Here is an 11593-nt window from a genome sequence, read left to right as displayed (position 1 = left end):
CACACTGCGACCGGAATCAACACATTGCGCGGTCTTGGGCTGGTGCCGAGGACATGTGCCTGGCGCCAATACGGTAGAAGCGCACAGCATTGCCGGCCAATACCCGTTGCCTGGCGAGGGGGTCCGGCAGCGCGTCGGTCACCATGCGCAGCACCGTGCCGAACGCGGCGCTCAACGACGAAACCGGCAGGTTGCTGCCGAACATGGCGCGCTCGTGTCCGAAGATGGCCAGCGTCTCGCGCACAATGCGGCGATTCTCAGCCGCATCCCAGCGGCCGCCCTGCAGTCCGAACTCGGACAACTTGACCATCACGTTCGGGCAGGCGGCCAGCGCTTCCATGCCGCGCCGCCAGTGAGCCAGCCCGGCTTCCGACCGGTCCAGCGGCAAGCCGGCATGATTCAGTGCGATCGCCAGCTCGGGCAGGGCGGCGGCCACCTGCGCCGCCTCTTGCAGATGCCAGAACGGCACGCGCAGGTCCCACGACAGTCCGTGGTGCGGCAGCCGCGCCAGGTCTTCCAGCCAGCCGGGATCCTGCATCGATCCTGCCCTGCCCGCAACCGACTCGCCCGGAGCGGATGCCGTCAGCGGTTTGCAGCGGATGCCGCGCACCCGTGCAAAACTCGCCTGGCGCGCAAGCAGCGCGGCGCAGTTTGCGGTGCCGAGCGGGGCGTAAGCGACCACGGAGGCGGCCATGCCCCGGGGCCAGCGGGGCTCATGCAGCCACGCCGTCTCGGCGATGGCTTCACCCCGGTCCCGCTCGGCCTCGATGTGGACGGTTGCCAGCACCGATACGCCAGCCGTATCGCGCCGGTACTCAGCCGCCAGATAGTCATGGCGCAAGGCCTGGTAGTCGCCCAGAAAGAATGTTGCCGGCTGGTACCCCTCCTGCAGCCACGGGTAGTGCCCGCAATCGAGCTGCCACAGATGGTGGTGGGCATCGACGATCGCCAGTCGCTCGCCGGCAGGCAAGACGTTGCACGTCATCGGCAGGACTCCGGCAGGGTGGCGGTCAGCACGGTAGCCAGCACGAGCGCGCAAGCCAGCATGTAGACGCCCACGCCGGCGTCGAAATACTGGATCAGCAGCCCAACTGCATACGGCCCGCAGAACCCGCCAAGATTGCCAAGTGCGTTGATCAGGCCGCGCGCCACGCCCGCATCGTCTGCGGCCAGCAGGCGCGGGGGCAGGGTCCAGAACACGCCCGCGGCGGCTTGCAGGAACACGCCGCAGCCGACCAGCAGACCGTAGGCCAGCCAGGTATTGGCATGGAACCATACCGATCCGGCCAGGCAGGCGGCAAAGCCCAGCAAGGGCCACATCACGAAAGCGCGGCGTTTCCCGCTGCGGTCCGACCAGGCAGACACCACGAGGATGCCGGCCATGGTTCCCACATACGGTACCATCGCCAGCAAGCCGACCTGGCCCATGCCGCCGTGGGTCAGGTCCTTGAGGATGGTTGGCAGCCACAACGTATAGCCGTAGATGCCAGCCTGGTAAAGGAAATTCAGGCCGATCAGGCGACGGATCACGGTATCCGACAGCAGCCGCAAGATCACTGTGCGCGTAGCCGCATGGTTCGTTGACGCAGAGGCCGCTGGCGCCGCTCGTTGCTGCTCGGCGCGCAGTTGCGTCAGGACGTAATCGCGCTCCGCCGTGGAAATCCAGCGGGCCTCCTGAGGCCGGTCGCAGGCCAATGCCAACCAGACGCCGAGGCAGAGCGCCGAGATGCCGCCTTCGATGATAAACAGCCAGCGCCAGTCCAGCGCGGCGATGACGAGTCCCGAGAGCGGCGCGGTAATCATGCCGGCAATCGGCACGAACAGGATCACCAGCGCATTGGCCCGGCCGCGCTCGTGGTCTGGAAACCAGTTGCCGACGATCGTCAGCACCACCGGCAGCATGCCGCCCTCGGCCACGCCGAGTGCGAAGCGCAGGACCAGCAACTCGGTCTCGTTGCGCACGAGGCCGGTCAGCACGGAGATCACGGCCCACGCCAGCATCGACCAGCCGATGAACTTGCGTCCGCTGCCGCGTACGGCCAGCTTGCCGCCCGGAACCTGCAGCAACAGGTAGCCGGCGAAGAAGATGCCGCCGGCCAGGCCCGCCATGCCGGCACCGATGCCAAGCGCCTCGTTCATGCCACCCGGCATGGCAAAGGCGATATTGACCCGGTCCATATATGAGACGATGCACACCATCAGGATGGGCGGGATGATGCGCCACCAGCGCTGCGCGGGAATCCGGGCGGTGGCCGAGGCGGTGCCGGGCGTCGCGCCGGCAGGAGAATCAAGGGCGACGGCGTTGTCGGCTCGCGCTTGCTGCGGGATGTTCATAGGTCTCCTTCATGGGCGCCTTCAGCGGCTGCTTCGGCGGCTGCTTTAGCGTCTGGGTCTGTGCTGCGACGAAATGGTATGAGTGCCGGCCGACGGTTGCGGCGACGGGCCTGTGGAACCTCGCGCTTAGCGGGACGGCAGCGCCAGGATGGCGAGGCCGTCCGGCTCCTTGCCGGTGGCAAAGGCATGGCGCAACGCCAGCGTGCGAAGGTCCAGTTCGCTGACGCTGTGGTCGTTGAGCGCAAGCCAGGCGCGGCCAGGGTCGGCTGGATGGAATGCCAGTGCGATCGGCTTGGCGCCGGTATCGACCCGTGCCAGCTCGACCAGCGTGTGCGGGTCGAAGATGCGCAGGCTGCGCTCGCCATAGTTGAGCGCGAACAAGCGGTCGCAAGGCGACCAGTACAGTCGGGTGGGATCCTCGCCCGTGGCGGCCGTGCCGAGCACTTCCAGCGTGTGGGCGTCGAGCCGCGCGATGGTATGGTCGTCGCGGCTGGAGACGTAGAGCAGGGATTCGTCAGGACTCAGGCAGCAGCCTTCAGGCCGCCGGCCGGCGTGGGCTGCGCGCGGCGGCCGGCTCGCATCGTAGGGGTGGACCAGCGTTACCGTGTGTGACAGCAGGTTGGTCACGTAGGCGCGTTGCCCGTCGCCCGTCAGTACGAACAGGTGGCTTTTGACGCCGCCGGACGGCACCGCGCGCGCAGGCGTGCAGCTCTCCCACGGGGCTTCGAACACCAGCAGCATGTTGTCGCGCTCGCTCAGGGCATAGACGCGGCCTAGCGCGTCAATCTGCAGCCCATGGATGCGGTGATAAGGCGCGCAGTCCAGGTCGCCTTCACGCTCTCCGCCGGCGATATCGACGCAGCACACGGCGGCGCCGCCATTTCCGGCATGCGCAAAGGTCTGTACCCCGTAGTGGCCGACATAGCCGCGCAGCCGTGCGCGGTCGACCACGAACTCATGTGGGTAGTCCGGCAGCGGCACGCTGAAGCGGCGCGCACCGCTTTCCAGGTCATAGCCGCTGAAGCTGTGGCCGAACTTCTCCACCAGCACTGCGATCCAGCGCGTGTCCATTCTGTCTCCTCATTAGCTTCGCGGCGGGATGGCGAAGCAGGTCGTTGTTTGAGGAGGAGAGTCTGGCGCAGGAAGCCGTCACCAACCACTGAATATTGCACATCGAGGTATTCCCGGAAGTAATCGGCCGCACCCGCGGCCGCCGCTGCGCGATACGGTTGTCCAGTCTGTACAACTGCACTGTGACACCTGTCTCGCCGTGATAGCCGCGCTGGGCTGTTTGCCGCGCGGAGCATGGCAAATCGTGCGGGTTATCCCTTAAATCGAACGCCGCCGGAGGGTCGTTTTCCGATCTCGCGGCGGCTACCGCGCACTGGCACAGCCATTGCAATTTGCCTGTCACCACAACCACAACAGGAGACAGGCAATGGGGCACGCAGCCGTCGCCGGCACGCCACTGGTCGGCATCATCGCCAACCCGATTTCCGCGCGCGATATCCGCCGCGTGATCGCCAACGCCAACAGCCTGCAGCTGGCCGATCGCGTCAATATCGTGCTGCGCCTGTTGTCCGCGCTGGCGGCATGCGGCGTGGGCCGCGTGTTGATGATGCCGGACCGCGAAGGGCTGCGCGTCATGCTGTCGCGGCACCTGGCGCGCCGGCAAGGTCCCGACTCCGGCCTGCCTGCCGTCGAATACCTCGACATGCCCGTGACCGCGCGTGTCGATGACACGCTGCACGCCGCGCGCTGCATGGCAGACGCCGGCGTGGCCGCGATCATCGTGCTCGGCGGCGACGGCACCCACCGCGCGGTGGTGCGCGAATGCGGTGGCGTTCCCATCGCCGGCCTGTCGACCGGCACCAACAATGCCTACCCCGAGATGCGCGAGCCCACCATCACCGGCATCGCCACCGGGCTCTATGCCACCGGGCGCGTTCCCGACAAGCAAGCGCTGGCCTCCAACAAGCGGCTCGACATCGTCATCCGCGATGGCGACGGCGGCTTTCGCCGCGACATTGCGCTGGTGGATGCGGTGATCTCGCACGAGCACTTCATCGGCGCGCGCGCCTTGTGGAAGACCGACACCCTTGCCGCGGTCTATGTGTCGTTTGCCGATCCGCAGGCCATCGGCCTGTCCGCCATCGCCGGCCTGCTCGAACCGCTGGGCCGGCGCGATCCCGGCGGCCTGGCGATCGAACTGGCCGCGCCGGGCGAGGGTGAATTCGACCTGCGCGCACCGATCGCGCCGGGACTGCTGTGCACGGTGCCGGTGGCCGGCTGGGAGCGCCTCGAACACGGCCGCCCGCACCGCGTGCGCCAGCGCAGCGGCATCGTCGCGCTCGACGGCGAACGCGAGCTGGCCTTCGGGCCCGACGACGAAGTCACCGTGACCCTGCATGAACACGCTTTTCGCAGCATCGACGTGGCGGGCTGCATGCGCTATGCCGCGCAGCATCGGCTGATGCGCAGCAGCAACCCGTTGCTTACCTGCTTTTCCTGAAGTGCAAACCTTGATAGAACGAAGGAGACAGACATGACAGCCAGAGCTTCGCAAGATCCTGCGCAACATCGCGCCGCGCTGCCGCTCGACAAGGAGACGCTGCTGACGGTGTACCGGAAAATGCGCACCATCCGCGATTTCGAGGAGCGCCTGCACGTGGACTTCGCGCGTGGCGACATCCCGGGCTTTGTCCACCTGTATGCGGGCGAGGAGGCCGCGGGCGTCGGCATCCTGCACCACCTGCACGATGGCGACCGCATCGCCAGCACGCACCGCGGCCACGGCCACTGCATTGCCAAGGGGGTGGACCCGGTGGCGATGATGATGGAGATTTATGGCAAGAAGGGCGGCTCGTGCAACGGCAAGGGCGGCTCGATGCATATCGCCGACCTGTCCAAGGGCATGATGGGCGCCAACGGCATCCTGGGCGCGGGCGCGCCGCTGGTCTGCGGCGCAGCGCTGGCGGCCAAGTTCCGCGGCAAGGGCGAGGTCGGCATCACCTTCTGCGGCGACGGCGCTTCCAACCAGGGCACCTTCCTGGAAAGCCTGAACCTGGCCGCGGTGTGGAACCTGCCGGTGATCTTCGTGATCGAGAACAACGGCTATGCCGAGTCGACCTCGCGCGACTATGGCACGGCGGTGGACAGCTATGTCGACCGCGCCGCCGGCTTTGGCATCCCGGGCGTGACTGTCGACGGCACCGACTTCTTTGCCGTGCACGAGGCCGCCGGCGAAGTCATCCGCCGCGCGCGCGAAGGTGGCGGCCCGTCGCTGCTCGAATGCAAGATGGTTCGCTTCTACGGCCATTTCGAGGGCGATGCGCAGACCTATCGCGCCGCCGGCGAACTCGACGACATCCGCGCCAACAAGGACTGCCTGAAGCTGTTTGCCCGCACCGTGACGCAGGCCGGCGTGATCGCGCGCGAGGAACTCGACACCATCGACCGCGAAGTCGCCGCGCTGATCGAGCACGCCGTGCAGGAAGCCAAGGCCGCGCCTCTGCCGGGGCCGGAAGACCTGCTCACCGACGTTTACGTCAGCTACTGATCCGCCTCTCGCTAACAAGACGGCTAACCGATTTATCAGGAGACAAACATGGCTCGCAAACTGAGCATCAAGCTGGCGATCAACGAGGCGATCGACCAGGAAATGACCCGCGACCCCAGCGTCATCATGCTGGGCGAAGACATCGTCGGCGGCGCGGGCGCGGACGGCGAGAAGGACGCCTGGGGCGGCGTGCTGGGCGTGACCAAGGGCCTGTATGCCAAGCATGGCGACCGGCTGCTGGATACGCCGCTGTCGGAGTCAGCCTATGTGGGCGCGGCCATCGGCGCCGCGGCGTGCGGCATGCGCCCGATCGCCGAACTGATGTTTATCGACTTCATGGGCGTGTGCTTCGACCAGATCTTCAACCAGGCGGCCAAGTTCCGCTACATGTTCGGCGGCAAGGCCGAAACCCCTGTGGTGATCCGCGCCATGGTCGGCGCGGGTTTCCGTGCCGCCGCGCAGCACAGCCAGATGCTGACGCCGCTGTTCACGCATATCCCCGGGCTCAAGGTGGTGTGCCCATCGACGCCATACGACACCAAGGGCCTGCTGATCCAGGCGATCCGCGACAACGACCCGGTGATCTTCTGCGAGCACAAGAACCTGTACGGGCTGGAAGGCGAAGTACCGGAGGGCGCGTATGCGATCCCGTTCGGCGAGGCCAATATCGTGCGCGACGGCAAGGACGTGTCGATCGTCACCTACGGGCTGATGGTGCACCGCGCGCTGGAAGCGGCGGCCACACTTGCCAAGGAGGGCATCGAGGCCGAGGTCATCGACCTGCGCACGCTGTCGCCGCTGGACATGGACACGGTGCTGGAGTCGGTCGAGAACACCGGCCGCCTGGTGGTGGTGGATGAAGCCAGCCCGCGCTGCAATATCGCCACCGATATCTCCGCGCAGGTCGTGCAACAGGCATTCGGCGCGCTCAAGGCCGCCATCGAGATGGTGTGCCCGCCGCATACGCCGGTGCCGTTCTCGCCCACGCTGGAAGACCTGTATATCCCCAGCGCGGCGCAGATCGTTGCCGCCGCGCGCAAGACCGTGAAGGGAGGCAAGCACTGATGGCAACGGCAGCAATTACCCCGATCGTGATGCCCAAGTGGGGCCTGTCGATGAAGGAAGGCACGGTCAATGCCTGGCTCGTCGACGAAGGCGCCGAGATCAGCGTGGGCATGCCGATCCTCGATGTGGAAACCGACAAGATCGCCAATGCGGTGGAGGCGCCGGACGCCGGCACGCTGCGCCGCAAGGTGGCGCAGGCCGGCGACGTGCTGCCGGTGAAAGCGCTGCTTGGCGTGCTGGCCCCGGCGGAGGTGAGCGATGCGGATATCGACGCGTATGTATCGGCTTATGAAGCGCCCGCGGACGAGGGCGACGAGGAAGACGCCGCCGCCGCGTACCAGTTCGCCGACGTCGACGGCGTCCGCGTCCGCTACGCCCGCAAGGGCGACGGCGCCGAGACCGTGCTCTTCATCCACGGCTTTGGCGGTGACCTGGACAACTGGCTGTTCAACCTCGATCCCCTTGCCGACACGTACACGGTCGTGGCACTGGACCTGCCCGGCCATGGACAGTCGTCGCCGCGGCTCGCGGGCACGACGCTGGCGCAGATGGCCGGCTTTGTAGCGCGCTTCATGGACGAGACCGGCATCGGCGCGGCGCACCTGGTCGGCCATTCGATGGGCGGCGGCGTGGCGGCGCAACTCGCCGTGGACGCGCCGCAGCGGGTGCTGTCGGTGGCGCTGGTGTCGCCGGTGGGCTTCGGCGAAGCGGTCAACAGCGGCTATACCGAGGGCTTCGTCAATGCGCAGTCGCGGCGGGACCTGAAGCCGGTGATCGAGTTGCTGTTCGCGGATGCCGGGCTGGTCAGCCGGCAGATGCTCGACGACTTGCTGCGCTACAAGCGGCTGGATGGCGTGACCGAAGCGCTGACCTCGCTGGGCCAGGACCTGTTCGCCGGCGGCAGGCAGAAGGAGCAGCCCGGCCAGCGGCTGGCCGGCACCGGCAAGCGCGTGCTGGTGGTGTGGGGCGGACAGGACCGCATCATCCCGGCCGAGCATGCCGAGGCGGCGCCGCCCGATGCCACGGTCAAGGTCTTTGCCGATGCCGGCCACATGAGCCAGATGGAAAAGGCCAACGACTTCAACGCGCTGCTCAGGCAGCACCTCGGCGGCTGATGCCGCGGCGCGGGCGGCGGCATGCGCTGCTGCCCGCGTTTGTCTTCCATCCACCGAATCACGACGACAGTTTTCATGAGCACAGACCTCAAGACCCGCCTCGCCCAGATCAACAAGCAGTTCGCCGCGCTCGCGCAAGCCCAGCCCGCGGCTATGAGCGCATTCCAGGGCCTGATGAAGGCCGCCACGCAGGAAGGCAGCCTGCCCGCCGCGGTCAAGGAGCTGGTCGCGGTCGCGCTGGCCGTGCAGAAGGGCTGCGACGACTGCGTGCTGTTCCACACGGCGCAGGCGCTGCGCCACGGCGCCACGCGCGAGCAAGTGGCCGAAGTGCTGGCGCTCAATATCGAGATGGGCGGCGGCCCGGGTGCGATGTACGCGGCGAAGGCGCTGGCCTATTTCGATGCACTCAACGGCTAGCCTTGCTAGACTCGGCCTATCGCTACCCGACCGGCCCCCCCGACCGCTGCCGTGCCATGCCTTTTGAGTTCGTCGAGCCCGCGCCTGCCGGCAAGCCGCATGTGGATCCGTTGCAGGATGAACTGGCGCTGCTCGAACTCGCCGCGGAGGCCAGACAGGTCGCGCAACTGTGGGAAGCGCCGCTGTCGCTGGTGGTACCGCGCACCTACCAGCGGCATGCCGGCTTCGAGGCCGCGCGTAGCGAGTTCGCTCGGCAAGGCTGCCCGGTGTTCCTGCGCATGTCGGGCGGGGGACTGGTGCCGCAAGGCCCGGGCATCCTCAACCTGAGCTTGGCCTATGGCGTTGGCCAGCCGCCCGGTGCGCTCAGCGATGCGGTCTATCTGCACCTGTGCGAGGTGATCGGCAGGGGGCTGCTGGCGCTTGGCGTGCCGACGCATTGGCAGGCGGTGGCCGGTTCCTTCTGCGACGGCCGCTTCAACCTGGCATGGGGGCCGCCGGAGGCGGCGCGCAAGATCGCCGGCACCGCGCAGTACTGGCGGCGGGCACCTGCGGCAATGCAGTCCGGCGATGGCCAGCGCCATCTGGTGCTGGCGCATGCGGTGCTGCTGGTGAGCGCCGATCCGGCCCAGATCAACGCACGCGCGAATGCGTTCGAGGCGGCGATCGACAGTGGCCGCCGCTATGATCCCGGCAAGGTGGTCAGCGTGCGCGAAGCGCTGGTGGCGCAGGGACATGCCGTCGCGGATGATGCGGAGCTGATGGCGCAGGTATCGGACGCACTGTGGCATAGCGCCGCGCAGACGCCGCCACCGGCCTAGCCAGCTGACGGAGCGCGCAAAAAATTGCGGCCCACGTGGGGCCGCCAATCGGGAATGCGAGGAGATCAGTTTCCTCAGGAAACGTTATCGACACGAAACGGCCTCGCAAGACCCTACTTTGGTGGGGCGTATGCATCACAGTCTGCCGGGCGAGCGATCGCTACGCGATCAGGTAGGTGCCATGCGGATCCGGTTCTGCCGCCGCCTTGATCTTGCGGACGTTGCCTTCCAGCTCGGCATGGGCGGCGTCCAGCCATCCCACGCGATGGCGCACCGGATCCTTCGGCGACAGGTCGCTGACGGATAGTTCGCGCAGGAAATAGCGCACCATGCTGCCGGCTCGCGCGGGTACCGGCATCATGCCCAGCAACTGGTTGCGCGCGATCAGCCGCCGGCTGACGGCATGCCGGAGCCCCGCCCAGGCGGTTCGGCCCAGCGCGATATAGAGAGCGTCGGTGCGGATCTGCCGGACGGAGTCGAGAAACTGGCTTTCGAAGACTTCGCGCAGCATGGGTGCCGCCATCAAATCTTCGAAGGGGCCGTCGAAGGCGAGCCCGCGCCGGGTGGTCGCATGCGGCAGCAAGGCCAGCGGCTGCAGTCGTTCGAAGCCTTCGTTCCACAGCGCCGCGGCATGCGGCAGGCCGACCAGCTCGGGTACGCGGAAGTGGTCGAGCATGCGGATCAGGTTCGGGCGAACCAGCTTGCCGCCAAGTTCCACCCGCCGCTTGTTCTCGCGCTGGATCACGCGGCCCGGCGCGTGGCTGCGCATCAGCTCCTCGGTCACGGACGCTGCCAGCCGCACATGGGCATGGCCCGGCGTGGTGCTGACGAGCACCAGCTGCGCCTGCGCGTTCAGGTATTCGCACGGTACGTAGTGCATGGCATACGTACCGTCTTGCGCGACCAGGACCGGTCTGGCAATGACGCCGGTGGCGCCCGCAAGCCGTACCTGAGAGCAATACGCTTCAATAAAGTTGGTCAAGGACTCCCCCGCTCACGACGCTTCTGGATGCGTTTTTCTTCTTGTTCTGCTTTTCGATCATGGTAAGCCGGCGCTGAATCGCAGACAAAGCACGCGGTGCCGGATTAGCCTGAATACGACGCAACCTTCGTTGGACAGCCAACACATTGGCCGCCGCACCCCCCGACCGGGTGAGGCCTGGCGGCCGTTATCCGCACGGTAGCCTGGGGCTGGCGTCAGGACGATGACACGGCAATGCGTGGCTGCGGGTCAGTGATCGAGGCGCGAGCGGAAAAAAAACCGGACACGAAGCGTGTCCGGTAACCCATTTGCTGACTCAGGTCGTGTCTGAGCCCGAGAATACAAATGGTAACAATTATCATTTGCGGCGGCAACAGGAGCCCATCGGTTCTCAGGCGATTGACGTGTCGATAGCAATCTGTCCGGACAACGTCTTGTGTACCGGGCAACGATTGGCGACACGCAGCAGGTCGTCCAGGATCTGGGGCGTCAACTCACCACTGACCTTGACCTCGCGCTTCAGCGTATAGGTGCCGTTGGCCTCTTCATGGCCGACCGTCACGCCGATACTGGCGATGGCGTAGCCTTTGCGCCTGGCATAGAGCTGCAGCGTCAAGGTCGTGCAAGCGGCCAGCGCGGAATCGAGCAAGTCGTGAGGGCTGGGGTAGCTGGTATCGCCGCCCGCCGAGGCATCCAGGTCGGCCTGCCATTTGGCGGTGCCATTGCTCAGGTGGCAGATGGTGTTGCCCTGGCTAGGCTGCCAGGTCGCTTGGATAGTCATCGATCGTCCCTATCTGATAAGTAAGCGGCCCGGCGGGCCGGAGCAGTCATTCTATACAGGGCCCTACAAACCATTGAAAGCAGTGGCGGCGGCACTTTTTCAGCGTTTTCAGGGTTTTCCGAAAAAGTGCTTGCCAACCCTGTCACACTCCCTTAATATTCGCCCCCTCGCAACACAACGCGGCGCTGCAAAGGCAGACGCAGCAAGGGTTGCGGGGTCGACCGGGAGGGTTGGCGCGGCGAAGTTGGCGCGCTGACTGCAGCAAAAAAAGATTGCTGAAACGGTTGACGAAACGAAGAAAGCTCTGCATAATTTCGTTTCTCTGCTGCAGACAACGCAGCGCGCTGAACGGCAAAGCCGGTGAGCGAAGTTCTTTAACAAACAAACAACCGATAAGTGTGGGCGCTGGGTAGCGGACGCCGCTGTCTTCGGACAGTGTTGCTTCACAAGTTATACAGTGCTCGCACAGCAAAACGTGACTGGATCTTCGGATCTGGTCAGTCAGTTTTCTGAGAGTGAGCG

At 66.2% G+C, this 11593-nt stretch carries 12 protein-coding genes; 6 read left to right on the top strand and 6 right to left on the bottom strand.

What is annotated here, in order from left to right; translation table 11 throughout:
- Nucleotides 1-16: 16 nt before the first annotated feature.
- The 3 genes from J8I34_RS23200 to J8I34_RS23190 all read right to left on the bottom strand — a co-directional run bounded on the left by J8I34_RS23200 (nucleotide 17) and on the right by J8I34_RS23190 (nucleotide 3405).
- Nucleotides 17-985, bottom strand: coding sequence for an amidohydrolase family protein (locus J8I34_RS23200; RefSeq protein ID WP_209807103.1), 969 nt, complete (start codon nucleotides 983-985; stop codon nucleotides 17-19).
- Nucleotides 982-2334, bottom strand: a complete 1353-nt coding sequence (locus tag J8I34_RS23195) for an MFS transporter (protein ID WP_209807102.1) — start codon at nucleotides 2332-2334, stop codon at nucleotides 982-984. Before J8I34_RS23195 ends, J8I34_RS23200 begins: the two co-directional genes overlap by 4 nt.
- 126 nt (nucleotides 2335-2460) lie before the next feature.
- The gene (locus tag J8I34_RS23190; protein ID WP_209807101.1) at nucleotides 2461-3405 is read right to left on the bottom strand and encodes a YncE family protein; all 945 of its coding nucleotides are present in this window, start codon (nucleotides 3403-3405) and stop codon (nucleotides 2461-2463) included.
- 367 nt (nucleotides 3406-3772) lie between these two features.
- On the opposite strand from J8I34_RS23190, the gene J8I34_RS23185 reads away from it, so the two are divergent.
- The 6 genes from J8I34_RS23185 to J8I34_RS23160 all read left to right on the top strand — a co-directional run bounded on the left by J8I34_RS23185 (nucleotide 3773) and on the right by J8I34_RS23160 (nucleotide 9308).
- The gene (locus tag J8I34_RS23185) at nucleotides 3773-4846 is read left to right on the top strand and encodes an ATP-NAD kinase family protein (protein ID WP_209807100.1); all 1074 of its coding nucleotides are present in this window, start codon (nucleotides 3773-3775) and stop codon (nucleotides 4844-4846) included.
- A 33-nt stretch (nucleotides 4847-4879) separates the two neighbouring features.
- Complete coding sequence (locus J8I34_RS23180; protein ID WP_029045028.1) at nucleotides 4880-5893, top strand: thiamine pyrophosphate-dependent dehydrogenase E1 component subunit alpha; 1014 nt, start codon at nucleotides 4880-4882, stop codon at nucleotides 5891-5893.
- Between the two features lie 48 nt (nucleotides 5894-5941).
- Entirely contained in the window at nucleotides 5942-6958 is a 1017-nt protein-coding gene (locus J8I34_RS23175) for an alpha-ketoacid dehydrogenase subunit beta (RefSeq protein WP_209807099.1), read from the top strand.
- The gene (locus tag J8I34_RS23170) at nucleotides 6958-8073 is read left to right on the top strand and encodes an acetoin dehydrogenase dihydrolipoyllysine-residue acetyltransferase subunit (RefSeq protein ID WP_209807098.1); all 1116 of its coding nucleotides are present in this window, start codon (nucleotides 6958-6960) and stop codon (nucleotides 8071-8073) included. The genes J8I34_RS23175 and J8I34_RS23170 overlap by 1 nt, the downstream gene beginning before the upstream one ends.
- Nucleotides 8074-8148: 75 nt before the next feature.
- Nucleotides 8149-8490 (top strand): carboxymuconolactone decarboxylase family protein, encoded by a 342-nt coding sequence (locus J8I34_RS23165; protein ID WP_209772529.1) that lies wholly within the window; start codon nucleotides 8149-8151, stop codon nucleotides 8488-8490.
- A 56-nt stretch (nucleotides 8491-8546) separates the two neighbouring features.
- Nucleotides 8547-9308, top strand: a complete 762-nt coding sequence (locus J8I34_RS23160) for a lipoyl protein ligase domain-containing protein (RefSeq protein WP_209807097.1) — start codon at nucleotides 8547-8549, stop codon at nucleotides 9306-9308.
- Nucleotides 9309-9468: 160 nt separating this feature from the next.
- Here the strand turns inward: J8I34_RS23160 and J8I34_RS23155 are convergent, their stop codons facing one another.
- The 3 genes from J8I34_RS23155 to J8I34_RS23145 all read right to left on the bottom strand — a co-directional run.
- Nucleotides 9469-10290, bottom strand: a complete 822-nt coding sequence (locus J8I34_RS23155) for a hypothetical protein (RefSeq protein ID WP_029045023.1) — start codon at nucleotides 10288-10290, stop codon at nucleotides 9469-9471.
- A gap of 391 nt (nucleotides 10291-10681) precedes the next feature.
- The gene (locus J8I34_RS23150; protein ID WP_209807096.1) at nucleotides 10682-11071 is read right to left on the bottom strand and encodes an OsmC family protein; all 390 of its coding nucleotides are present in this window, start codon (nucleotides 11069-11071) and stop codon (nucleotides 10682-10684) included.
- 142 nt (nucleotides 11072-11213) lie between these two features.
- Nucleotides 11214-11593: hypothetical protein (locus J8I34_RS23145; protein ID WP_209807095.1), on the bottom strand; the 380-nt coding region annotated here is incomplete at its 5' end.

The organism is Cupriavidus phytohabitans, assembly GCF_017815025.1.
GTDB lineage: Bacteria > Pseudomonadota > Gammaproteobacteria > Burkholderiales > Burkholderiaceae > Cupriavidus.
This window is presented reverse-complemented; position numbering and strand designations above follow the sequence as displayed.